Annotated in this window: 24 protein-coding genes and 1 pseudogene; 13 read left to right on the top strand and 12 right to left on the bottom strand. The window is 71.6% G+C overall.

Annotation, left to right across the window (positions count from 1 at the left end; all coding sequences use genetic code 11):
• The first annotated feature begins 442 nt into the window (after window positions 1–442).
• Complete coding sequence (locus WMF45_RS02545) at window positions 443–1,393, top strand: integron integrase (protein WP_437719482.1); 951 nt, start codon at window positions 443–445, stop codon at window positions 1,391–1,393.
• Window positions 1,394–1,765: 372 nt separating this feature from the next.
• On the opposite strand, the gene WMF45_RS02540 is transcribed toward WMF45_RS02545, so the two are convergent.
• The gene (locus tag WMF45_RS02540; RefSeq protein ID WP_012233090.1) at window positions 1,766–2,044 is read right to left on the bottom strand and encodes a helix-turn-helix domain-containing protein; all 279 of its coding nucleotides are present in this window, start codon (window positions 2,042–2,044) and stop codon (window positions 1,766–1,768) included.
• A gap of 168 nt (window positions 2,045–2,212) precedes the next feature.
• Here WMF45_RS02540 and WMF45_RS02535 point away from each other — a divergent pair, with 168 nt between their 5' ends.
• Both WMF45_RS02535 and WMF45_RS02530 read left to right on the top strand, forming a co-directional pair.
• On the top strand, window positions 2,213–2,866 hold the full coding sequence (locus WMF45_RS02535; RefSeq protein WP_437715369.1) for a sigma-70 family RNA polymerase sigma factor: 654 nt from the start codon (window positions 2,213–2,215) through the stop codon (window positions 2,864–2,866).
• Window positions 2,863–3,489: a JAB domain-containing protein gene (locus WMF45_RS02530; RefSeq protein ID WP_437715368.1), complete on the top strand. Its 627-nt coding sequence runs from the start codon at window positions 2,863–2,865 to the stop codon at window positions 3,487–3,489. Before WMF45_RS02535 ends, WMF45_RS02530 begins: the two co-directional genes overlap by 4 nt.
• Before the next feature lie 200 nt (window positions 3,490–3,689).
• Here the strand turns inward: WMF45_RS02530 and WMF45_RS02525 are convergent, their stop codons facing one another.
• The 4 genes and pseudogenes from WMF45_RS02525 to WMF45_RS02510 form a co-directional block, all read right to left on the bottom strand.
• Window positions 3,690–4,025 carry a XisI protein gene (locus WMF45_RS02525; RefSeq protein WP_437715367.1) on the bottom strand — a complete coding sequence of 112 codons (336 nt, stop codon included), beginning with the start codon at window positions 4,023–4,025 and terminating at the stop codon, window positions 3,690–3,692.
• A complete protein-coding gene (locus tag WMF45_RS02520; RefSeq protein WP_437715366.1) occupies window positions 3,995–4,186 on the bottom strand; it encodes an element excision factor XisH family protein in 192 nt (63 codons plus the stop codon). The genes WMF45_RS02525 and WMF45_RS02520 overlap by 31 nt, the downstream gene beginning before the upstream one ends.
• A 49-nt stretch (window positions 4,187–4,235) precedes the next feature.
• Window positions 4,236–4,430: pseudogene (locus WMF45_RS02515) on the bottom strand (element excision factor XisH family protein); the annotation flags it as partial.
• Window positions 4,431–4,652: 222 nt separating this feature from the next.
• Window positions 4,653–6,047 (bottom strand): styrene monooxygenase/indole monooxygenase family protein, encoded by a 1,395-nt coding sequence (locus WMF45_RS02510; protein WP_437715365.1) that lies wholly within the window; start codon window positions 6,045–6,047, stop codon window positions 4,653–4,655.
• Window positions 6,048–6,458: 411 nt separating this feature from the next.
• Here WMF45_RS02510 and WMF45_RS02505 point away from each other — a divergent pair, with 411 nt between their 5' ends.
• Genes WMF45_RS02505 through pyrE form a run of 4 tightly spaced genes read left to right on the top strand, consistent with a single transcriptional unit; the run spans window position 6,459 to window position 8,524 of the window.
• On the top strand, window positions 6,459–6,887 hold the full coding sequence (locus WMF45_RS02505) for a bactofilin family protein (protein ID WP_437715364.1): 429 nt from the start codon (window positions 6,459–6,461) through the stop codon (window positions 6,885–6,887).
• Window positions 6,888–6,941: 54 nt separating this feature from the next.
• Window positions 6,942–7,256, top strand: a complete 315-nt coding sequence (locus tag WMF45_RS02500) for a bactofilin family protein (RefSeq protein WP_012233083.1) — start codon at window positions 6,942–6,944, stop codon at window positions 7,254–7,256.
• 3 nt (window positions 7,257–7,259) lie between these two features.
• Window positions 7,260–7,949, top strand: coding sequence for a bactofilin family protein (locus WMF45_RS02495; protein ID WP_437715363.1), 690 nt, complete (start codon window positions 7,260–7,262; stop codon window positions 7,947–7,949).
• Window positions 7,946–8,524 (top strand): orotate phosphoribosyltransferase, encoded by a 579-nt coding sequence (gene pyrE, locus WMF45_RS02490; protein ID WP_437715362.1) that lies wholly within the window; start codon window positions 7,946–7,948, stop codon window positions 8,522–8,524. The genes WMF45_RS02495 and pyrE overlap by 4 nt, the downstream gene beginning before the upstream one ends.
• Before the next feature lie 87 nt (window positions 8,525–8,611).
• Here pyrE and glyQ read toward each other — a convergent pair whose 3' ends face one another.
• On the bottom strand, window positions 8,612–9,559 hold the full coding sequence (glyQ, locus tag WMF45_RS02485) for a glycine--tRNA ligase subunit alpha (RefSeq protein ID WP_012233080.1): 948 nt from the start codon (window positions 9,557–9,559) through the stop codon (window positions 8,612–8,614).
• A gap of 268 nt (window positions 9,560–9,827) precedes the next feature.
• Here glyQ and WMF45_RS02480 point away from each other — a divergent pair, with 268 nt between their 5' ends.
• Entirely contained in the window at window positions 9,828–10,394 is a 567-nt protein-coding gene (locus WMF45_RS02480; RefSeq protein WP_437715361.1) for a MarR family winged helix-turn-helix transcriptional regulator, read from the top strand.
• Between the two features lie 61 nt (window positions 10,395–10,455).
• Window positions 10,456–12,285 (top strand): chloride channel protein, encoded by a 1,830-nt coding sequence (locus WMF45_RS02475; protein WP_437719481.1) that lies wholly within the window; start codon window positions 10,456–10,458, stop codon window positions 12,283–12,285.
• On the opposite strand, the gene WMF45_RS02470 is transcribed toward WMF45_RS02475, so the two are convergent.
• Both WMF45_RS02470 and WMF45_RS02465 read right to left on the bottom strand, forming a co-directional pair.
• On the bottom strand, window positions 12,282–13,496 hold the full coding sequence (locus WMF45_RS02470; RefSeq protein ID WP_437715360.1) for a pyridoxal-phosphate-dependent aminotransferase family protein: 1,215 nt from the start codon (window positions 13,494–13,496) through the stop codon (window positions 12,282–12,284). The genes WMF45_RS02475 and WMF45_RS02470 overlap by 4 nt on opposite strands.
• Window positions 13,497–13,890: 394 nt before the next feature.
• The gene (locus tag WMF45_RS02465) at window positions 13,891–14,148 is read right to left on the bottom strand and encodes a GlsB/YeaQ/YmgE family stress response membrane protein (protein ID WP_437549160.1); all 258 of its coding nucleotides are present in this window, start codon (window positions 14,146–14,148) and stop codon (window positions 13,891–13,893) included.
• Between the two features lie 433 nt (window positions 14,149–14,581).
• Between WMF45_RS02465 and WMF45_RS02460 the strand changes: the two genes are divergently transcribed.
• Window positions 14,582–14,881: a CsbD family protein gene (locus tag WMF45_RS02460; RefSeq protein ID WP_437549159.1), complete on the top strand. Its 300-nt coding sequence runs from the start codon at window positions 14,582–14,584 to the stop codon at window positions 14,879–14,881.
• Between the two features lie 130 nt (window positions 14,882–15,011).
• Here the strand turns inward: WMF45_RS02460 and WMF45_RS02455 are convergent, their stop codons facing one another.
• Window positions 15,012–16,379 (bottom strand): sigma 54-interacting transcriptional regulator, encoded by a 1,368-nt coding sequence (locus WMF45_RS02455; RefSeq protein ID WP_437715359.1) that lies wholly within the window; start codon window positions 16,377–16,379, stop codon window positions 15,012–15,014.
• Between the two features lie 387 nt (window positions 16,380–16,766).
• Between WMF45_RS02455 and WMF45_RS02450 the strand changes: the two genes are divergently transcribed.
• The 3 genes from WMF45_RS02450 to WMF45_RS02440 are packed head-to-tail and all read left to right on the top strand — an operon-like array spanning window position 16,767 to window position 19,981.
• Window positions 16,767–18,152, top strand: a complete 1,386-nt coding sequence (locus tag WMF45_RS02450; protein ID WP_437715358.1) for a cystathionine beta-synthase — start codon at window positions 16,767–16,769, stop codon at window positions 18,150–18,152.
• A 34-nt stretch (window positions 18,153–18,186) separates the two neighbouring features.
• Window positions 18,187–18,456: an acyl carrier protein gene (locus WMF45_RS02445; protein ID WP_012233072.1), complete on the top strand. Its 270-nt coding sequence runs from the start codon at window positions 18,187–18,189 to the stop codon at window positions 18,454–18,456.
• 10 nt (window positions 18,457–18,466) lie between these two features.
• Window positions 18,467–19,981: an AMP-binding protein gene (locus tag WMF45_RS02440; RefSeq protein ID WP_437715357.1), complete on the top strand. Its 1,515-nt coding sequence runs from the start codon at window positions 18,467–18,469 to the stop codon at window positions 19,979–19,981.
• 70 nt (window positions 19,982–20,051) lie between these two features.
• Here the strand turns inward: WMF45_RS02440 and WMF45_RS02435 are convergent, their stop codons facing one another.
• The 3 genes from WMF45_RS02435 to WMF45_RS02425 form a co-directional block, all read right to left on the bottom strand.
• Complete coding sequence (locus tag WMF45_RS02435; protein ID WP_437715356.1) at window positions 20,052–20,852, bottom strand: ADYC domain-containing protein; 801 nt, start codon at window positions 20,850–20,852, stop codon at window positions 20,052–20,054.
• A gap of 30 nt (window positions 20,853–20,882) precedes the next feature.
• Complete coding sequence (locus tag WMF45_RS02430; protein ID WP_437715355.1) at window positions 20,883–21,083, bottom strand: hypothetical protein; 201 nt, start codon at window positions 21,081–21,083, stop codon at window positions 20,883–20,885.
• A gap of 475 nt (window positions 21,084–21,558) precedes the next feature.
• Window positions 21,559–22,731 carry a hypothetical protein gene (locus tag WMF45_RS02425; protein ID WP_437715354.1) on the bottom strand — a complete coding sequence of 391 codons (1,173 nt, stop codon included), beginning with the start codon at window positions 22,729–22,731 and terminating at the stop codon, window positions 21,559–21,561.
• Window positions 22,732–22,802 lie beyond the last annotated feature (71 nt).

The raw sequence follows: 22,802 nt of genomic DNA, 5'->3' as shown, positions 1-22,802 counted from the left end.
CCCGTGGCCGTAGGCGCCGTCTCTGCTCCGCCTTGGCGCCAGTGACCGCCCGCCCAACGTCGCAATCATCTGTGCCGCGCGACACATCTTCGCGTTTTTGCATGTAGGCTGCGAACCCTGGTGCCCGATCACCGTGTTCTCGCGGATGAGTCGCGGCACCCCGCAGCATATCTAGATATTCCCGCGGATAGGTCGCGATCTTCCGCGGGCTATCTGCGCATCTCCGGAGATAGGCCGCCGCAGCACAACTACATATTGCCGTTGAGGGGCTTCGGACGGCGACGGTGTGTCGCGGAGCAAGATACGTGCCCGTGATTGATTGCCTCGGGCGACTGATGTGCATCCCAAATGTCTGCTGGCCGCCACAACTCGCGCCCGCCCTGCGCCGATAAGGGTCAATGCGGGTCCGACGAACCGGCCCCGACCACTCGGAACCATCCCCATGACCCTCGTCGAAGCCGTACGCGCCACCATACGACGCCTGCATTACTCTCCGCGTACCGAAGAGGCGTATGTCCACTGGATCCGGCAGTTCATCCGCTTCCATCACGGCAAGCACCCACGGCAGATGGGCGCGGAAGAGGTCACGGCCTTCCTCAACGATCTTGCGGTCGCGCGCCGCACCGCGGCGTCCACGCAGAACCAAGCGCTGTGCGCGCTGCTCTTCCTTTACAGACGTTTCCTCGACCTGCAGATACCCCGGCTCGAAGCGCTCGAGCGTGCCCGCCGGCCGGCGCACCTGCCCACGGTCCTCTCGCGACAGGACGCGCTCACCTTGCTCGAGCACCCGATCCCACCTTTTCGACTCATCGGCGAGCTCCTCTACGAAAGCGGCCTCCGCCTCCTCGAAGCGCTTTCGAGTCGCGTCAAAGACGTCGACCTCGATCGACGGCAAATCATGGTGCGCCGCGGGAAAGGACAGCACGACCGGCCGGCCTTGCTCCCCGCTCGGGCGCGCGACGAGCTGCAGGCCCAGCTCGACGCCGTGGCGCAACGGCACAAGAAGGAGCTCGCGGTTGGCCGCGGCGAGGTCGACCTGCCCCACGCGCTGCGGGCGAAGATGCCAGGAGCAGCCACGAGCCTCGCCTGGCAGTACCTCTTCCCCGCCTCTCGCCCTTGCACCGATCCTGCGACGGGTCGACAGGTCCTCTACCACCTGCACGAATCGGCGGTGCAAAGGGCCGTGCACGATGCCGGACGGGCGGCGGGGCTCACCAAGCGCGCGACATGCCACATCCTCCGCCACAGCTTCGCGACCCACCTGCTCGAGGCGGGCACCGACATCCGGACGATCCAAACATTGCTCGGCTACAAGGATGTACGGACCACGATGATCTACACCCACATCGTCGACTGCGGTCCTCTCGGCGTGATCAGTCCTCTCGACCGCTGACCGCCGCTTCCGCGTGGAGCGCCTTGAACTCCGATCCCACCCCCACGTGCCGTCCCCACGCATCGTGGAAAGGTAGCGTAGCCGACGGCTGCCCCATCCTGTCAAGGAGGCCAGCGCAGGACCGTGCGGTCTCTACACCGGACGAAGGCGCGAGCGGGTCCTTACTGCCCCACCCCTCCGAAGCGAAGGAGTGCCCCTGCAACCTCCCGGCCGGTCAGCGACGGGGCTGTTCAGGTTGCCGCAGTTCGCCGAGTTCTCCACCACGCGGGACGGCGTCCGAAGCCGCAACAACGCACGCGCCGGCGATGCGCCAGGTGGAGAAGGGCGCGGATGGCCGCGGGCTGTCGAGGTGCGGACACTGGGGATTGACTGTCAGGTGCCGGCGGGACGTTTGCGCGGCCGACCTCGCTTGATCTCGGGCATCGCGGCGCTGCGGAGAAGAACCCCAGGGGACACATCGAGCGCGTTCGCGAGCCTGACGAGCGTGCCGAGGCTCATGCTCTGCCGCCCAACCTCGATCGCCTGCATCGTCCGCAGCTCGATCCCGGCCGCTTCCGCGAGCTGCTCCTGCGTGATGCCGCGCTGCTGGCGTAGCCGCCGCAGGTTCGCCGCGATGTAGAGCAGGAGGGTATCGAGCGTGAGCGTTCGCACGCCCTTCGCGTACTCCCGCGCCGGCTTCAGAATAACGATCCAGCAGATCGGATTTTATTGACCTGCCGGCTGTCAGTTCGTAACGTGGCGAGACCACAAAAGTGCCGCCCGCGGGTGCTGCTAACACCCCGGGCGGCGTGGCCGAACCCCGCTTCCACGAGGTCCGACATGGAAACCGTACGTCTACGCTCTGACCAGGGCCAAGAGATCGATCCGTCCTCCCGTCGCCGTCCCCGTCCCGCTGCTCTCAGCCGGCTCGCCCGCCCGACCAAACCCCTCCGTCACCAGCCCCCTCACCCCGCCGTCTACCTCGACCCCACCGCGCTCCTCGAACAGCGCCCGCTCATCCGCAGCGCGCTGCGCGCCCGCGGCGTCCGCGCCGCGGATCTCGACGACGTCACGCAGGAGACCGTGCTCGGCGCCTTTCGCAGCATGCGCACTGGGCGCTTCCGGCCGTCCCCTGATCAGCCGCCGGGCGACGCGTTGCGCGCCTGGCTGGCCGCGGTCGCCCTGCCGCAGGCGTCGCACCACCGCGACAAGGCGTACCGCCGGCACGAGGTGCCCGCGGTCGATCCCGATCGGCTCGCTCCCCTCGCAGCTCCCTCGCCGGAGGAGCGCATCGTCGCGCGCGGGCTGCTCCGTGCCTTCCTCCGTCTCCGCGCAGAGCTCCGCGAGGTCCTGGCGCTCACCGCCGCCGGCCTGACGACGCGCGAGATCGCGGCGGCGCTCGCGATCCCGCGGCCGACGGTGGCCACGCGGCTCCGCCTCGCTCGCCGCCTCTTCGCCCGCTCGCTCACCCGCGCTCGGAGGTGGCCCCGATGAGCGGCGCACCCGTCGACGCCCCCGCCGAGACGGCGCCCGAGATCCCGACCGCGACCGAGGCCGGCCTGATCGAGATGGTGCTCGGCATCCCGGCCGTAGGGGCGCGCATCCTTGGCGCGGCCGCCCTGCCGTCCCTCGGTCGCCTCTCTCCGGCGGCCATCGCCGAACGAACCCAGATCGCGCTGCTCGACGCGACGCGGCTCGCGGCGGCCTTCGAGCTCGGCCGCCGCGCCCACGCCGCGCGGGCTCGCCGAGGTGCGCGCCTCACCGACGCCGCGCGCGTGGCGCGGTACTTCGGGCCGAGGCTCGCGCCCCTCGTCCACGAGGAGCTGTGGATCGCGGCGCTCGACAGCCACGGCCGCGTGCGCGAGACGCGCATGCTCGCCCGCGGCGTCGACGACGCCCTCCACGCAGGCCGCTCGACCATCCTGCGCGCGGCGCTGGACATGGCGGCCGTCGGCTTCGTCCTGGCCCACAACCACCCGAGCGGCGATCCGACGCCGACCGCGGAGGACCACGCGATGACCGAGGAGCTGCGCGATCTCTCCTACGCGCTGAACGTCCCGCTCCAGGCCCACGTCATCGTCACGCCCAGCGGGCGCTACGCCGCCGTCCTGGAGTAGCCGTCCGCTACCGTACCGCGGGGGGAGCGCACCAAGCCGGGACCCAAGGAGCGATGCCGGAGGGACCGCCGCTCACCGCCGTGGAGAAGATCCTGGCGCGCCGCCGCGATCGTCTGTGACATGGCGACTCGGCTGTCGCGAAATGGATGCGGCATCAACAGTTCGTCCTCGCGGCGTCTCCCAGGCAGCGCTTGCCGCGCTCACGCAGCGAGGATGTCGGAATACCGATAGGGTCCGTCCGAGGAGAACGCGAGCAGGATCCGCTCCGCCGGGATGCCGCCGCGGACCAGCGCCGGCGCCATTCCGCGCTCGGTGCCGTCCGCCTGAATCCAGATCTCGTCGCCGATCCGATCGATGTGGACGAGGCAGCCATGGACGCGGCGGCGCTTCTCGCGGCCGACGATCATGAGCAGGTAGTGGTCCGACTCCCGATCGAACACCGTTTGTGTCGCCACGTCCCCGTGGGCGTACGGGATGGCGGCGTACTCGGAGAGCGCCTTCTCGATCACTTCGCGGTCGGCGGTTCGGGTGTCCATCGTTCAATGGCCTCCGTCTCGGCGTTGAACACGAGCAGCTTCATCCTTCTGTTGTCGAGGAGGATCTCCCCCAGCGCGTCCTCGAAGATGTCGCCGTATGCCGTGTCGCTCACGGCGAGGTAGAGCTCGCGATCGGGCTCCACGCGCTCTGAGGATGTCATGGTACAGCGTGAACTGCCCGAGGGCCTTCTCGAGCGCGTCGATCGGTGATGGGCCGGTGAAGCTCGTGACCTCGACCGCGATGCGCGTCCGCCCCTTCTCCGCCCCGATGAAGCGCTCCGCGCCGAGGTCGACGTAAACGTCCTTCCTTGGCCAGCGCAGGCGGAGCGGATCATGCGTGATCGTCCAGCCGTCGCTGGCCAGCGCCTTGCGGACGTGCTCACGCAGGGGATCGCGGGCCGGCATCTCGCGCCGGAGGCTACCATGAGCCCGCGCCGCCGGCCCTGTCCGGCCTGTGTCCGCGAGCGTCCGATCCCGGCGACAGGGCGCGGTGCCAGCCTCGTCGCCCTCGACGGTAGGAAATGTCGCCCCCGGTGCGGTACCAGCGGCTCCTGGACGCCTGCTGGCACCGGCCGGTACGGCTCCCCGGGCCTGACGACGAGGCGAGACCGGGCGCCCAGCGCGGGGCTAAGCGATCGCTCCCCCGGCCTGCACCTGCGCGCCCGGGTGTCCCGGCGGGAGCCCGATGCGCTGCCGCACCTGCGCGATGCCGACGCCGACGCCCCCTGCGGCGAGCGCGAGGGGCCAGGGCCTCCCGGTCGTCTGCCGGATGAAGGCGCGCACCCGCCCGACGTCCTCGAGGACCGCCGTCAGCCGCGCCGGATCGTTGAAGTTGTTCACGAAGGCGTTGGCGAGCGCCTGCTGCCCGCTCGTGTTGTCCGCCCGCCCGTCGCTGCCGTACTGCGCCATGAGGAGGTGAGCCATCGATGGCGTCACCCCGGCGAGCAGGATGTTGTTGAACCGGTCGGTGGGCCCGCCGTGCCGCGCATAGAAGCGATCGAAGGTGCGCGTCATCCATTCGGCGTCGAACGGGCGCTCGCCGTGCTGCACGATGCACTCGACCAGGTTGCGCGCCATCTTGTTGCCGCTGTTGGCGCCCTGGCCGCCGATCGGATCGATCGACATCGCCGTGTCGCCCAGCGCCGTCACGATCCGGCCGGAGGGCAGCCGTCCGACGGGCTTGCGCACCGCGGGGACGACCCGCCCGTTCTGCCACCCGTGTTTGTCCGACAGCTCGGCGCTCCTGAACCACTCGTAGTCCCAGGGGATGAGCTCCTTCACCAGCCCCTTCGCGATCGCGATGATCTCCTCGCCTGACTTCGCGCCCTGGAACCTGTCGAGCGGCCCTCCGGGCACCGCCTCGACGAGGCAGTTCCAGCTCGGTCCCACGTCCTTGTGGTGGTAGGGCACCCAGAACGCCTCCCCGATGCCCGCGAACAGGTTGAACTTGACCGGGAGCATCGGGATGCCGTCGAACCCGAGCTTCGGGCCGGTCACGCACATCATGACGACGTTGCGCTGCGCCTCCGAGTGGACGCTGCGCGCGGCGTCTCGCTCGAACAGGTTGCACAGATCGCCCCGTCCAGCAGCGACGACGGTGAGATCGTTCTCGGCGGCGATCGCGTCGAGCCGCGCGATCGTGACGGGCTCGATCACGATCTTGCCGCCCCGCCGCTCGAGCTCGAGCATCCACCGGTGGCTCTGGAGCCGGAGATCGATCGCGAAGAAGTGCTGCTCCAGGCGGCCCGCCAGCGTCAGGAGGCGGTTGCCCGGGGCGGCGCACGCGGTCAGCTGGGCGCCGTGGCCCCGGGGCGCGGCGTCCTCCCAGAAGGCCAGGCCGAGCTCGCGCTCGAACGCGAGCGCCACATCGAACCGCGCGGCGGTGCCGGTCGGCTTCGACTCGTTGAGCCACTGCTCGGGCGTGCGATCCGAGTAGAGGGTCACCTGGTAGCCGGCCTTCACCAGGGCGTGCGCCGCGAGCAAGCCGGCCTGTCCAGACCCCACGATAGCTATCTTCCGCATGAGAAACCCCCCGGGTTGGGTTGGTATGCGCTCGCCACACGGGCGACGCGCGCCGAGCCATCCGAGTCGGTTCGCCGTCAGGACCACAGCAGGCGTCGCGAGCAAGGAAAGCCCAGTCAAGAGAGACCGTATCACCCGAGCCAGCCCCGCAGGAAGCGCCCACCACGCGCGCCCGCGTGCTCCGGTCCCGCGCCTCGATACCCGTCCCCCTCCCCCCGAGGGCTCCCCTGCAGTCAGTCCATCGAGCGCCCGCCACCGAGGCCGCCCGCCGGTTGCGAGGCGCAGCCGCTTGGAGTAGCGTCCGCGCCGCCGCGGGGCGGAGCGATCCAGTTCGCCCAGCTCCAGCGGACGAGCCGGGCGTCTGGTGCGCGCCCCGGCTCGCGCGGCTCCCTCCGCGCACAGGAGACGAGAATGGCCCGAGGCTCGACAACGACGCGCAGCGAATCGGACGCTGCCGAATCGCTCATCGGACGGGGCGCCCGCATCCGCGGGCGCGTCCATGGCGACGGCTCGCTCCGGGTCGAGGGGAGCGTCGAGGGGAACATCCAGCTGGCTGGCGACCTCGAGATCGAGGACGGAGCGACGGTCACCGGGGACGTCGAGGCGAGCTCGCTCGTCGTCTCCGGCCAGCTCACGGGGGACGTTGTCTCGCGCGGCCCCGTCACGATCCGGGCGACCGCGCAGTACGCCGGAAACGTGGGCGGCAGCGAGGTGATCCTCGAGGAAGGCGCGGCGTTCGCCGGCCGCATCGAGGCGGAGTTCGACCTCCCGGCCGAGCTCTCGGAGCGGGCGACCGCCGGGCGCGGGCACGCCCCCCGGCGTGAACCGGCAGGGCGGTAGCGCGCGTTGACGGACGAAGAATCGCGCCGCGAGGGCGCGGCGAGGAGCACGAACGTGGCGGGTACGATCATCGGAAACGGGCTCACGATCGAGGGCGAGATCACCTCCGACGAGGAGGTGATCGTCGCCGGGACGGTGCGCGGAAAGCTCACCGTCGAGGGGCCTCTCACCATCGACGCAGGGGCGCTGATCGAAGCGGACATCGGGGCGGCGTCGCTCCAGGTGGGCGGCAACGTCACCGGCAACGTCACGGCGGCCGATCGCGTCGATCTCCTCGCCGGCGGTCGCCTCGTCGGCGACGTGAAGGCGTCGCGGCTGACCATCGCGGACGGAGCCTCGTTCAAGGGCAACGTCGACATGGACGTGTAGCCGATGACCGCCCAGTCCTCGATCGGGCCGACGACGGCCATCCGCGGCAACGTGCAGGGCGACGGGGATCTCGAGATCCTCGGCCGCGTCGAGGGGAGCGTCGTCATGACCGGCGACGTCACCATCGGCGAGGGCGCGCTCATCCAGAGCGACGTCCGCGGGCGGCGCGTCGTCGTCCGCGGCGCCGTCGCCGGGAACATCTCCGGCGACGAGGCCGTGATCCTCGAGCCCGGCGCGCGCGTGGTCGGCGACCTCGGCGCGCCGCAGATCGGCATCCACGCGGGCGCCCTGGTGCGCGGCAACGTCACCACCGGCGCGCCGCTCGCCGCGGCGGCCGCCCCCGCCCCGGCGCGGGCCGCCGCCGCTGTACCTGCGCCGCGCGCCGCGGCCGCGCGGCCGGCGCGCGCGCCTGCGCCGCCCGCCCGGCCTGCGCCGCGCGCCGCGCCTGCCCCCGCGCGCCCCGCGCCGGCGGCGCGCCCCGCCCCGGTCGTCGAGGCGAGGCCCGCCCCTGCGCCGGAGCCGCGCCTCGCGGCCGTTCACGACGACGAGGAGGCCGATCTATCGGCCTCGGGCGCCGGCGAGGGTGAAGAGTCCGAGGCGGCCGAGAGCGCCGGCGGGCCGCCGCCGCCTGTCGTCCCCGCGCTCAGGAAGGGGGCCGCGAAGGCCTCGCTGCGCAAGCGGGGCGGCCGGTGAGCGCCGTCGGCGCCTCGGAGCGGGAGCGGCTCGTCGCGCTGCTGCGCGAGCGCTCGTTCGAGCAGAAGCGCGTCGTCCTCGCGTCCGGCCGGGAGAGCGACTTCTTCATCGACTGCAAGCAGTCGGTGCTGACCGCAGAGGGCCACGCCCTCGTCGGCTCACTCATGTTCGAGGCGCTCGGCGCGCTCCCGCCGTGCGAGGCCGTCGCCGGCGTCGAGCTCGGGGGCTGCCCCCTCGCGAGCGCTGTGTCGCTCACGAGCTTCCTGCGCGGCCGCCCCCTCCCCGCCCTCTACGTGCGCAAGGAGGTCAAGGACCACGGCTCGCGGCGCCTCGTGGAGGGCGATCGCGGCCTCGTGCCCGGGATGCCCGTCGCGATCCTCGAGGACGTGATCACGACGGGCGGCTCGACGCTGAAGGCGGTCGAAAAGCTCCGCACCGCGGGCGCCTCCGTGGTCGGCGTGATCGCCCTGGTCGACCGCCTCGAGGGCGGCGCGGAGGCGATCCGCGCCGCGGGGCTGCCCGTCGTCGCGATCTGCACCCGCCGCGACTTCATCCCGGACACCCCGCCCGGCTGAGGCTGCGCGACGCGCGGCCCGGCTGAGGCTGCGCGACGCGCGGCCCGGCCGAGGCGACGGCGCGCTGCCCGCCGCCTCGGCTGCGCGCTACTCCGCCGCCTTCGCCTGCTGCTCGCCGAGGAGCGGGTAGCCGAGCGCCTCGCGCTGCGCGACGTACGTCTCGGCGACCGCCCGCGCGAGCGCGCGGACACGGCCGATGAAGCGCTGCCGCTCGGTGACGCTGATCGCGCCCCGCGCGTCGAGGACGTTGAAGCGGTGGGCCGCCTTCACGACGAAATCGTAGGCCGGGAGCACCAGCGCCTTCTTCGGATCGATCGCCGCCCCCTTCGCCGCCGGATCCGCGCCCCGGTACAGGAGCCGCTTCACCTCGGCCTCGCAGACGTCGAACGCCGCGAAGTGCTCGGCGATGTCGGCCTCCTCGAAGTTGTAGGTCGACCACTCCCACTCGGCGCGCTGGTAGATGTCCCCGTAGCGCACGATCTTCCCGCCGCGGTCCGAGTAGACCACGTCGTAGATGCTGTCCTTGTCCTGCAGGTACATCGCGATCCGCTCGAGCCCGTAGGTGAGCTCGCCGGACACGGGGCGGCAGTCGATCCCGCCGATCTGCTGGAAGTAGGTGAACTGCGAGATCTCGAGCCCGTCGATCCACACCTGCCAGCCGAGCCCCCACGCCCCGAGCGTCGGCGACTCCCAGTCGTCCTCGAGGAACCGGACGTCGTGATCGAGCGGGTTCGTGCCGATCGCCCGCAGCGACTCCAGGTAGAGGTCCTGGATGTCGATCGGGCTCGGCTTGAGGATCACCTGGAACTGGTGAAACTGCTGCATACGGTTCGGGTTCTCCCCGTAACGACCGTCCGCGGGCCGCCGGGAAGGCTCGACGAAGGCCACATTCCAGGGCTCGGGGCCGAGCGCGCGCAGGAACGTCGCCGGGTTGAAGGTGCCGGCGCCGACCTCCGAGTTGTACGGCTGCACGATGAGGCAGCCGCGATCGGCCCAGAACTTCTGCAGGGTGAGAATGAGGTCTTGGAAGGTCATGGGAGGGCCGGTTCTTAGCCTGGATCGCCCGCGCAGGCGACGCCCCGCGTAGCGTCGCCCGCACGGTCCGCCCGGCGCGCTGCCTCCGGGCCCGCGCGCCGCGCTTCTGACGCCGCACGCCGCACGCCGCACCGGCGCCCGCCGCCATCCACCGCCGCCCGCGACCAACCCCGTCGAGGACGGCCCGCCTCGATCCGCCCGTGCCCCTCGGAGGTCCGCAGACTGCTTGCGGTTGACCGGCGAGCGGCGTAGGTTCCCGCGCAATTATATGGGAGCCCATGGTTCCTCGACGGCGCGCCGGAAGAGCCCCGCGCGGCAGGCCCCCGGCGGACCCGACGCGCAGCGGGTCATGGATGCGATCCGCGCGATCGTACAGCGCCTGCGCGTCTCGTCGCGCGCGTGCGAGCGGCAGCTCGGCCTGAGCAGCGCGCAGCTGTTCGTGCTGCAGCAGCTCGATCAGGCCGCCGCGTCCTCGATCGCCGAGCTCGCGCAGCGCACGCTGACGCACCAGAGCTCGGTGTCGGTCGTCGTGACGCGCCTGGCCGAGCGAGGGATGGTCACGCGGCGCGCCTCGCTCGAGGACGCGCGCCGGACCGAGATCTCGCTCACCACGGCCGGCCGCGCGCTGCTCCGCCGCGCGCCCCGCACCGCGCAGGCCGAGCTCGTCGCCGCCGTCGACCGCCTGCCCGCCGACGAGCGCGGCGCGCTCGCGCAGAGCCTCGCCACCCTCGCCCGGGCGCTCGGCGCCGGCGACGAGGCCCCCCCGCTGTTCTTCGAAGGCGAGGAGACCCCCGCCGGAGCCGGACCCGAAGCGACAGAGCGCGAGGAGAGCTGAATTGTCCAGATCGAACGCCCCCCCTCCAACAGTCACCGAGAGCATCCCGGTCGCGCCCTCGATGGGCCCGACCCTCGAGGACCTCCGCGTCCCCGCGCCCAGCGCCGCCGTCGACCGGCGGGTCGTCCTCGTCAGCGGCCTCGCGATCGCGCTCGGCGGCGTGGCCTTCCTCGCGGCGGAGCTGCTCACAACGCTCATCGCCGTCATCACGAACCTCGCGTTCTTCGGCCGGCTGTCCGCCGCCCCCGCGTCGCCCGCCGAGCACCACCTGGGCCTCTTCGTGCTCGTGGTGCCGATCCTCGGCGCGCTCGTCGTCGGCGTGATGGCGCGCTACGGCTCCCAGGCGATCCGCGGCCACGGCATCCCGGAGGCGATGGAGCAGGTGCTGTTCAACCAGAGCCGCATCCCGCCGCGGATGACGCTGCTCAAGCCGCTCTCCGCGGCGATCGCCATCGGCACCGGCGGTCCGTTCGGCGCGGAGGGCCCCATCATCGCGACCGGCGGTGCGCTCGGATCGCTGCTCGGGCAGCTGCTCCGGATCACCGCGGACGAGCGCAAGACGCTGCTCGCCGCGGGCGCGGCGGCGGGCATGTCGGCGACCTTCGGCAGCCCGGTGGCAGCCGTGCTGCTCGCGATCGAGCTCCTCCTCTTCGAGTACCGCCCGCGCTCCGTGATCCCCGTCGCCCTCGCCGCGACCACGGCGACGGCGGCGCGCCTCTGCGCTGGTCACACCGGGCCCGCGTTCGAGATGGCGGCCGTGGCGCCCTCGACCGGCCCCGCGCTCGCGTTCTACATCGTGCTCGGCGCGGTCCTCGGCCTCGCGGCGATGGGCGCCACCCGCGCGATCTACGCGATCGAGGAGGCGTTCGAGCGGCTGCCGCTCCACTGGATGTGGTGGCCCGCGATCGGCGCCGTCGCGATCGGCGTCGTCGGTTACTTCGCGCCGCGGACGCTGGGGGTCGGGTACAGCAACATCGATGACATCCTGAGCGGCCGCCTGGCGCTCGCCGCGCTCGTGTCGCTCTCGCTGTTCAAGTTCATCTCCTGGTCGATCGCGCTCGGCAGCGGCACCTCGGGCGGGACGCTCGCGCCGCTCTTCACCGTCGGCGGCGGTCTCGGCGCGATCCTCGGCCTGGCCGCGACCGCGCTCCTCCCCGGGCTCGGCGTGGACCCTCGCGTCGCCGGGCTCGTCGGGATGGCGGCGATCTTCGCGGGCGCGTCCCGGGCGCTCCTCGCGTCCGTCGTCTTCGCCTTCGAGACGACGCGGCAGCCGATGGGGCTCTTGCCGCTGCTCGGCGGCTGCAGCGCGGCCTTCCTCGTCTCCAGCCTGCTGATGCGGCACTCCATCATGACGGAGAAGATCGCCCGCCGCGGCGCGCGCGTGCCGGGCGAATACGCGGCCGATCACCTGGCGCAGATCACCGCCGGCGAGGCCGCCTCGCGCCCCGTCGTGACGCTCGCCGCGGACGATACGGTCGAGGCGGCCCGCGCCTTCCTGCTGTCGCAGGCGGCGGGCTCTCGCCATCAGGGCTTCCCGGTCGTGGACGATCGGGGGGAGCTCGTCGGCGTGGTCACCCAGCGCGATGTGCTCACCGAGCAGGCCGGTACCATCTCGATCCGCCACCTGGTCCGGCGGCCGCCCGCCGTGGTGTTCGAGGACAGCTCCTTGCGCGAAGCCGCCGATCACATGGTCACCGAGGGGGTGGGGAGGCTCCCTGTCGTGTCCAGGCAGGCCCCCCGCAAGGTCCTCGGGATCCTGACGCGCAGCGACCTGCTCGACGCGCATCGGAGCCGGATCGACGCCGGCAAGCGCCGCGAGCAAGCCCTTGCCGCCGCGAGGCGGCGCGGAGGTCCGGCCATCCCGGACCGGGCCACCGTGGGGCAGAGCTAGTCCACGAAGTAATCGCGATCGCCCGCCAGACCCTGCTCTAGCGCGGCCATTCCCTTGGCGACGTCGAGCTTCACGCCCTCTCGCTGGAAGCTCATGCCCATCGCGTAGAGCGTCTTGAACAGGTTGTGCGAGCGGCACTGCTCGCCCATCTGGCCCACGCGCACGACGTTGAGGCCGAAGGCGCCCGAGATCTCGACCCGGAAGGCCTTGGTCATGTACTCGCGGATCCTCGCGCTATCGACGCCGGACGGCAGCTTGATGGCGAGCACGCTGTTGAGGCGCACGTCCTTCGACGCGAACAGCTCGAGCCCCATGGCCTCGAGGCCCGCCTGCATGGCCAGAGAGCTCATCTCGTGGCGACGGAACCGCCGCTCGAGCGTCTCCTCGCAGACGAGGCGCAGCGCCTCGTGCAGCGCGAGCACGCCGGGCACCGGCGCCGTGTAGTGGTACTGCTGGTAGCCCCAGAACCGCTGCGCGCGCGTCGCGTCGTAGCACCAGTGCGGGCGCGGCAGCGGGCGCTCCTCGACGACCTTCCACGCGTCCTGCGAGAACGCGCAGGCCGAGACGCCCGGGATCGACGACAGCGCCTTCTGCCCGCCGACGATGCCGACGTCGATGCCCCACTCGTCCATGTGCACCGGCATGGCCGTGAGCGTGACCACCGCGTCGACGATCGTGAGGGCGCCCTGCGTCTTCGCGAGCTTGCAGATCTCCGGCATCTCGACCATGCGGACGCCGCAGGACGTCTCGCCGTGCGCCATCGTGACGACGTCGTAGCGCTGCTTCTTCATCGCCTCCCGCACGTCGGCGAGCGACACGGGCCGCCCGGGCGGCCCCTCGAGGAAGGTGACATCGGCGCCCACGCCGAGCGCCATCTCGCCGAGGCGCCCGCTGAACGTCCCCACCTTCAGGCAAAGGACCTTGCGCCCGGGCCAGCACAGGTTCGCCACGGCCATCTCCATCGCCGCGGACGCGGGCCCGGCGATGCCGAGGATCTTGTCGCTGCGCGTCTGGAACGCATAGGCCGCCATGTACTTCACGTTCTGGATGACGCGGTCCATGGTGGGGCCGAGGTGATTGATGATGACCCCGTTCGCCTGGGCCACCGCCTGCGGGATGGGCACCGGGCCGGCGCCCATGAGCAGCAGCGGCTCGGACGGCAGGATCGCGGCGAGGGGCGTGATCGGCGGGGGCAGGATCGAGAACGACATGGCCAGGACCTTCGGCAAAAGCGCGGAGCCCGCTAGCAAGCCCAAAGCGTCCTGCGGCGTCAAGCGTTACCCGGCGAGCGGACGCGGCGCCGGCGGAAATGCGGAGCCAGCGCTGGACCGCGTGTCACAGGCCGCCGAAGGCCCTGCTCGTCGTACGACCCTGGGGGATGGGCCGTGCGACGAGCAGGGCCCCTCCGGCCTGCCGAGCAGGAGGAGAGCGCGCCGCGCCGCCTGAGCGGCGCTCACGGACCGCGGCGCCTCCTCCGCGCCTCCTGCTCTCGGCCCGAGGTGCTCCCGGACGTTACAGATCGGGGCGGCGGATCGAGAGCTCCTTCATGCAGCGCCGTCGCCCGGTAGGGGGCGTGGCGCCTCAAGAGAGGATCGCTCCGCCCGCTCATACCACCGTACGGCGCCGCGCGATCGCCTGATAGCCGGCGGTCAGGACGATGGCGCCGATGAGCGACATGAAGAAGCCGGCCGGCTCACCCTCACGGTACATGAACAGCATGCGGCCGAGCAGCCCGCCTATGAACGAGCCGACAACGCCGATGATCATCGAGACGACCCACCCGCCCGGCTCACGTCCGGGGACGATGAGGCGCGCCAGAGCACCGACGACGAGGCCAAACAGGAGAAAGAGAATGAACGACATGGTGAACCTCCCAGAAAGGAGCGAAGTGCTCCTCGTTGCTATGCAGGCTGTTCAGCAAACGCCGCGCCATGCCCTGGAGTCCCGGCTCTCCACAGACGCCCAGCCGAGCTGAACGCCGCGGACAGAGCCCCCGCATCGCCGGATTCACCGCGAAATCCGACCGCAGCGCGGTGCGCCTCCAGGAGAGCGGGGGCCGTCCGGTCGGATCGTGGGACTGCTTGCTTGGCCGCCGCGTGGCGTATTGCCTCAGGCGAGCCCAGAGGCAGAGCGCAGGCGAGGTAGCCTGCCCCATTCGCCCTTCCGCGTCCTCGAAAAGACCGATTGCGATGGGATGGCGCACCGGTTGCTACATCCGGAGGTTGCCAATGCGAGGTCAACGGCGGCGGCGCACCGCAGAGAGGCTCTGCGGCGGCCACGCCACAAGGAGGATGCAATGAGCAACGCAAGCGATCGCAATGAAGGGGCCGCCGAGGAGCTGGGAGGCAAGATCAAGAAGGGCCTCGGCCAGCTGCTGGGCGACGAGCAGATGGAAGCGGAGGGCCGCGCCAAGGAGCTCCGGGGAAAGGTACAGAAGGAGGACGCCAAGGCGGAGGAGCGCGCGAAGGGCGCGCTCGAGGAGGCCGCCGGCGCGATCAAGAACCGAGTCGGCAAGCTCGTCGACGACGAGCAGATGGCCGCCGAAGGGAAGGCCAAGGAGCTCAAGGGAGAGAACCGGCAGAAGGCCAATCAGTAACCAGCGAGAGGGCGCCCTGGCGCCGCCCGCCGGAGGTCCGGCGGGGCGGGCCGCCCCGGCGCCGCCCTCGCCGCTCACCACTCACCAGCCGCGCGCGGCCGTCTCCGGCGCTGGCCCGCGGGCCCGGCCGTCACGCCTCCGTCGCGGAGACGCCGTGCCGCTGGAGGAGCTCGCGCAGGTGGCTGCGGTCCATCCGCGCCGCGCGGGCCGCGCGCGAGAGATTGCCGCCGTTCGTGCGCACGAGCGCCGTGAGGAACGTGCGCTCCCAGCGCGCCACGGCGCGCTCCTTCGCCTCGCGGAACGACAGGCTGAGCTCGTCGTCCCGGGGCGCCGGGAGCGCCGGAGCGCCGCTGTCCGCCCCCTCGGAGCCCATCACGGCCTCGCGGAACAGCGCGGGATCGATCATCAGCACCGCGCGCTCCACCGCGCCGCGGAGCTCGCGGACGTTGCCCGGCCAGTCCTGCCGCATGAAGGCCTCCAGCAGCTCGCCGGGGGGGCTCTGGTCCTGCCCCTGGGCGAGCTGCCGGTAGAAATGCGCGGTGAGCAGCGCGATGTCGTCGGGGCGCTCGCGCAGCGCGGGGACGCGGAGGCGGACGATGTTGAGCCGGTAGTAGAGATCCGACCGGAAGTTTCCGCGGTTCACCTCCTGGCGGAGATCGCGGTTGGTCGTCGCGATGACCCGGATATCGAGCTTGGTCGGCTCGATCGTGCCGATGCGCCGGATCTGCCGCTCCTCGAGCACGCGCAGGAGCTTCGGCTGCATGTCGAGCGGGAGCTCGCCCATCTCGTCGAGCAGCACGGTGCCGCCCCGCGCCGCCTCGAAGGCGCCTGCGCGCGCCGCCTGCGCGCCCGTGAACGCCCCCTTGGCGTGCCCGAAGAGCTCGGCCTCGATGAGCGTCGGCGGGATGGATCCGCAGTCGATCACGACGAACGGCCCCCCAGCGCGCGGGCTGCTCTCGTGGATCGCCTCGGCGAGCAGGCCCTTGCCCGTGCCCGTCTCGCCCTCGATCAGCACCGTCGAGTCCGACGCGGCGATCCGCGGCAGCGCCCCGAAGATGCGGCGCATCGCGGCGCTCTGCCCGAGCACCCGGCCGTACCGCTCCTCGTCGCCGAGCGGCTCGCGGATCTCCTCGGCCAGCGGCTCGAAGCGGAGCGTGGACTGCCCGACCCCGAGCAAGGCGCCCGGCAGGAGATAGGCCGCCTCGACGCGGAAGCCGGAGAGGGTCGTGCCGTTCTTGCTGCCGAGATCGCGGAGCAAGAACCCGCGGGGGGTGACCGAGATCACGCAATGGTGCCGGGACACCGCCCGGTCGCTCAGGATGAGCTGGTTGCCGGGCGCCGTGCCGATCACGAACTCCGTCGCGTCCGACGTCTGGGACGCCCCGGCGTCCGGGCCGGCGGTCACCTGCACGCGGAAGCGGCTGAACGCGATCTCCTTGGAGCGGACCTTGAGGAGCGCCGTCTCGGCGCTCGGGTGGATCTTCGGCTCGGACGCCATTTCGCCAGTCTACCACAGGGAGCGCGGCGCGAGATCGCCCGCCGGTCCGCTGGCCCCGGCGCGCGCAGCAGCGCCGCGTGGCGTTGACGTCAGCGCGTCAGCGCCGCGCCCCGGCGGCTCGCGCCGGAAGAGCGCTTGCTCGCCACCGTCAGGGCCTTTGAACCCATGACGATGACGTGCCGGATAGGGGCAGAGTGGCCCCCATCGTAAACACAACTTCTTTTACTGTCTCTTCTAGGGAGGATAGGAAGGATGGCCGACGGCCGGGCCCGGCAGTCACGGCGGGCGCGCGCTCGCCAGCGCTGTGGCGAGCCCGCCTCTCGCGGCGCCGCCGCGCTCGCGGACTCCCCTTGTCGCTGCGGCGGGCGGCGGCTAAGAGGTCTCCCCATGATGCGAGGCGCGCGCAGCGATATCACGAAGGCCGTCGGCGACACGCCGATCGTCAAGCTGAACCGGGTCACGGAGGGGCTCGAGAGCGACATCTATGTGAAGTGCGAGTACCTGAACCCGGGCGGCAGCCACAAGGATCGGGTCGCGCTGAACATGATCCGCGACGCCGAGGCGAACGGGCTCAAGCCCGGCGGGACGATCGTCGAGGCGACCAGCGGCAACACGGGCGCCGCGCTCGCCATGGTCGCGGCCATCCGGGGATACAAGTGCGTCTTCGTCATGCCGGACAAGATGTCGCAGGAGAAGATCGCGACGCTGCGCGCCTATGGCGCCCGCGTCGTGGTCTGTCCCACCGCCGTCGAGCCCGACGACCCGCGCAGCTACTACCAGGTGGCGAAGCGCATCGCCGACGAGACGCCGAACTGCTTCTACGCGAACCAGTACCACAACCCGTCGAACCCCGAGGCCCACGTCCAGTCCACCGGCCCCGAGATCTGGGCGCAGTGCGGCGACGAGCTCGACGTCTTCGTCGCCGGCATGGGGACAGGGGGCACCCTGAGCGGCATTGGCAAGTTCCTCAAGGAGAGGAAGCCGGAGATCAAGATGGTCGGCGTCGACCCGGTCGGCTCGCTCTATTACGATTACGTGAAGACCCAGCGGATCACGAAGCCGTTTGCCTACAAGGTCGAGGGGATCGGCGAGGATTTCTTCCCGAGCACGATGAACCTCAAGATCATCGACGAGATCATCCGGGTCGACGACAAGGAGTGCTTCCTCATGACGCGGGACCTCGTGCGGCTCGAGGGCCTCTTCGTGGGCGGCTCCGGGGGCGCGGCGGTGGCCGGCGCGATCAAGTACGCGCGGCAGAGCGGGAAGAAGGAGAACATCCTCGTCCTTTTGCCCGACGGCGCGTCCAAGTACATCTCGAAGATCTTCAATGACGACTGGATGCGAGAGAACGGCTTCCTCGAGGAGGACAAGGGCCTCGGGACGGTGCGCGACCTGCTCGCCGTCAAGCCCAGCGGCGCGGTGGTCACCGCCGACGCGAACGCCCGGGTCCGCGAGGTCATCGACATGATGAAATCGCACGGGATAAGCCAGCTCCCGGTGACCCAGGACGGCAAGCTGCGCGGGATGGTCCACGAGATCGACCTGCTCCGGCACCTCGTGACGGGGAGCGGCACGCTCGACTCGAGCATCGGCGGGCTCGTCGAGAGCGACTATGCGACCGTGACGCCCGCGACGAAGGTCGAGCTCCTGAAGGGCGTCCTGAGCGACGCGAAGATCGCGCTCGTCGTCGACAAGGAGACGGTGCTCGGCGTCGTGTCCAAGATCGACCTCATCGACTATCTTGCCCGCAAGGCGACGCCGGCCATCGGCTGAGCGCCCGGGCTTCGGCTGGAAAGGGACGATCGCGGTGACCTACGATCTCGACACGGTGCGGCGCGCGCTGCACGACCATATCGCGAAGGAGATCCTGCTGCGCAAGGCGCCGCTCGCCCTGGACGAGGATCTCTTCGCGGGCGGGTCCGGCTTCGACTCGATGTCGCTGACGCGGGTGCTCGTGTTCATCGAGCAGCGCTTCGGCGTGAAGATCCCGGACGAGGAGGTGGACCTCGACGCGGTGTCGACCGTGGACAGCATGGCGCGCTTCGTTGCCGGCCGCATCGCGGCCGCGCAGGGCTAGCGGGGAGCGAGTGGCCGGCACGTTCCGCCTGCGCGCCGAGGACCTGGCCTCGCGCGGCGACGCCGTCGCGCTCGCGTCGCGCGGCGCCGCGGTGACCTACGCCGAGCTCGCGGCGCGCGCGGCGGCCGTGGGCGCGGCGCTCGCCGGGGCGGGCGTGCGCCCGGGCGACCGGGTGGCGCTGCTCTCGCTGGGCCGGGCGCACGACGAGCCGGTGGCGCTCGCCGGGGTGCTCACGGCCGGCGCCGTGGCGGTCCCGCTCGACGCGACAGCGCCGCCGGCGCGGCTAGGGCGGATCGCGCGGGCCCGGGGGTGCCGGGCGCTCGTGCTCGACGCCGCGGCCGCGGGCCTCGCGGACGGCATCGACGCCGAGCTCGGCGGCGGCCTGCCGCGCGTGGAGCTCGACGCCGAGGGGCGCGCGCTGCGCGGGGCCGCGCGCGCTGACGCGGGCGTCGGCGGCGGGGCGAGCGGCGACGGCGGCGCGGTCGCGGTGGACGTCGCGTGCATCCTGCACACGTCGGGCAGCACGGGCGAGCCGAAGCCGGTCCCCATCACGTGGGCGGGGCTCGACGCGTTCACGGCGTTCTGCATCGACCTCGTCGGGCTCACGCCGGCGGATCGGGTCCTCCGCGTGGCCGAGCTCGTCTTCGATCTCGCCTGGTTCGACCACCTCGCGACGTTCCGCGCGGGCGCGACGCTCGCCACGATGGCGCGGCGCGACCTCGCCTCGGGCCGCGCGCTCCGCGACGCGGTGAGCGCGCTCGCGCCGACGGTCATTTACGGCGTGCCGTCGATGTTCATGAAGCTCGTCGCGGCGCTCCCCGCGGCGGACGCGGGCGCGCCGGCGCCGGCTTTCGCGCTCTCGCCCGTGCGCGCCATCCTCTTCGCCGGCGAGGTCTTCCCGCCGCGCGAGCTCGCGGCCCTGGCGGCACGGGCGCCCGGCGCGGCGCTCTACAACCTCTACGGCCCGACCGAGACGAACGTGTGCACGTTCCACCGGGTCGATCGCGCGGCGCTCGACGGGGCGAACGAGGTCCCGATCGGCGTCGCGTGCCCCTACGCCGACTGCGCGCTGCTCGCGCTGGACGCGGGCGGCGAGAGCGGCCAGGTCATCGAGGGCCCCGGGACGGGCGAGCTCGTGGTCTCGGGGCCGACGACCGTGAACGGCGGCCCGTACCGGACCCGCGACCGGGTGGAGCGCAAGGCCGACGGGCTCTTCTACTTCCGGGGCCGCATCGACCGGATGGTGAAGATCCGGGGTTACCGGGTCGAGCCGGGCGAGGTCGAGGCAGCGCTGGCGTCGCACCCCGCCGTGCGCCAGGCCGCGGTGATCGCCGTGGAGGACGCGCGCCTCGGCAAGACGCTGCGCGGCTTCGTCGCCCTCGCGGGCGACGCGGACGATCGCTCGCTCAGGCTGTATCTTGCGGAGCGGCTGCCCCCGTACATGGTCCCGGACACGATCGTCGCGATGGACGAGCTGCCGCGGACCTCGACGGGGAAGATCGATTATCGCGCGCTGTCCGGCTGAGCGCGCTCGACGAACCGCGATCCCACGACGCATGTCGCGCCGCCTCATCGATGGTCGAGGCGGCGCCTGCTCAGGGTGACTCGGCGACGACCTGCGATTCGTTGAACAGGAGGGCCTCTGGGTAGCGCTCCGCGACGGAGCGCGCGTCGAGGCTCTCGGTATCGAGGCGCGTACGCCCGCGGAGACGGCCTTCGCACTGACCCACGAGCGATTCGAGCGGCTCGGCGTAGCGGGCCTTCCCGACGTACACGGCCCCTTCGGGCCCCCAGGCGGCCTCGAAGACCATGCCCGCCTCCTCCTCGCGCTTCTGGATCCCCAGCCGATCGTAGATCTGGATGCGCGTGCCCTCGCGCGTATGGGACCGTCCATCGCCGCAGTAGTCGGCGCGCGCCATCCGCACGCACGCGAGGTGGTGATTCCGAAGGGACACGCCGCCCACCGTCTTCCATGGCTTGTAGCCCCAGCGCGCGCACTTTCCGACGACGCCGCTCGTGCATCCGAACGTGATCACGTCCTCCGCTGCCACGTAATCGCCGGAGGCCTTCCAGTAGCCTTGCAGCGGTATGGCGACCATCCTCCCGTCGCGATCTGGCCGACAATAGGGCTTCCAGTCGCCTCCCTGAGGATCGCGGTACGAGACGGTATAGAGGAAGAGATCGCCGTCCGCGTCCTTCGCGTCGTTCTCGACAGCGTCGATCCGCAGCGTGACCGGGGCTCCACGCTCGTCGCGCGCTTCGAGCACATCCCCGGCGCCGATCGGCGATCCGGAGGACGAGCCTTCGCACCCTGCCATGAGCGCCGCAGCGGCCAGCGCGACGGCAGCGAGCACGTTGGTTTTGCGCGCGTTGCGCGGCTCGAGCGTGGAGACCATGGTCGTCCTACCTCTCCGGTGAGCGGCGGGTCAGCGGCGGATGAGACGACCGTCGACCAGCTTCACGCCGGCGACCTTCATTCCGGTGGTCACCGAGGTGCCGTTCCACTCGCCGCCGTTCCACGCAGCGCCGTTGAGCCTCACGCCATTGAGCTTCACGCCCGCGGACGCCGCCCCGGCGCCGAGGACGAGGGCCACGCCAACGAGACCGAAAGACACGAGCTTCTTCATGATAACCTCCGACCGTTCACGGTCTGGCCGCGCTGATGCGCGGCCGCGGAGGAGTGAGCAATCGCCATGCCGTCGTGGACGTTCTCCCCGAGGGCCATTTCCTTCGAGATCGCTCTCCGTGGCGGTGCCATTGACGGCAGGCGACGAGCCTGCCTGACACGCCAAGGGTCCTCCGGGCCACGCATCCCGGTACCCCACGAGCGCCTCTCGTGCGGACCCGGGTGCACGCCAGCCGCGGTCGACCATCGTGCACGCTCCAGCGATCATTGGTCAATACCAGGCTCGGCGCGAGGCGCTGTCCCGCATCCCTTTGCGGTTCCCTCGAACGGCGCCGCGCACCTGAGCTCAGGGGGTCTCACCGCGGAAACCTGGCACGGCCCGCCTTGGCCCCCCTCGCCCCCATCGCGCCGCGGAGCACGCCGCGTCGCTGGGATGGCGGCGGTGACAGGCGCGCCCGTCACCGCCGCGCGTCGCATCAATGCGCCCCGATCTTGGCGCCCGCGCTCGCGCGGGCCGACGCCGACGCCTTGAAGCTCGGCTTGGGGATCGAGATCTTCGGCGCCTTGATCTGCACGTTCACGCTGGGCGGCGTCACGCGGATGCTCGGCGCCTTGACGTGGACGTTGGCCTTCGCGTTGGCCTTGGCAGCGGCGCCGGCCCCCGCGTGGACGTGGACCTTCGGGTCGATGTCGGCCTTCGCCTTCAGGTCGGCGTTCGCGAGCGCGTGCACGTGTGCATCCCAGTCGGTCTTCACACGCACCTTCACCCGCGGGGCGCGCGCGTGGACGGCGAACGCCGCCCCGGCACGGTAGCCGCACAGGGCCACCGCCGAGCGACCCGCGTTCCGCACCGCGATGGTCAGCTTCAGCGGATCGGCGGCGAGCGCGAGCTTGCCGGTCAGGTACGCCCCCGCGGCCACCCCCGCCGCCGCGGTCGCGGCCACGTCCGCGGTCGCGACCGCCGGAGCGAGGACGACCACCTGCGGCGCCTCGGCCACCACGCCGAGCGTGATCTTGCGCTCGCCGATGTCGATGGGCTTCAGGTCGGCGTCGAGCACATAGACGCGGACCTCGCCGGTCACCTCGTCGACCAGGAGCTCGAGGCGGTCGTCGCCCACGATCTCGATGCGCCCGCCATGCGGGCCGAGCTTGCCCTCCGGCAGCCCGAGCGCCGCCGACGCCTTGGCGTTGGCGAAGAGCTCGGCGGTGCCGCCTGCGGGCACGTGCAGCGTCCCGTTCCACGGCTTGCCGGCGACGCTGAGCGTGTAGCCGATCTCGGTGAGATCCGCCTCCAGCTTGGGGCCGGCGGCGACCAGGAGGCCGGTCTTCGCGTCGAGCGTGAGCGGCACGGTCTTCTCCCCGGAAGCGTCCTTCCACACCAGCGTACCGCTGACGTCCTCGCGGATCGGCTTGCCGTCCGGACCCGTGACCGCGGCCTTGACGTTCCCGTCGGCAGCGACGTTGAAGGCGGCCTTGCCGCTCTCGTGCTCCTCGACGTAAGCGCCTTCGCCGATCGCCGACTCGGTGGTGGCGGTGGCGGTCACCTCGACCGTCGCGTTCGCCTCAGCCGGCTGCTCGCTCTTGCCGCAAGCAGCCGCGGCGGCGATCAGCAGCAGGGCGAGCACTCCGGAAACCTTGGTGATCTTCATGAAATCCTCCTCTGTGCCAGCGAACCCTCGGCGCGAGCCGCGACTTCGCTTGAGCCGAGACGCCGAGGCTT

The organism is Sorangium sp. So ce448 (assembly GCF_051520915.1).
GTDB classification, from domain to species: domain Bacteria; phylum Myxococcota_A; class Polyangia; order Polyangiales; family Polyangiaceae; genus Sorangium; species Sorangium cellulosum_B.
Note: the sequence above shows the minus strand (reverse complement) of the source record. Positions and strands in the feature narration are given on the sequence as shown.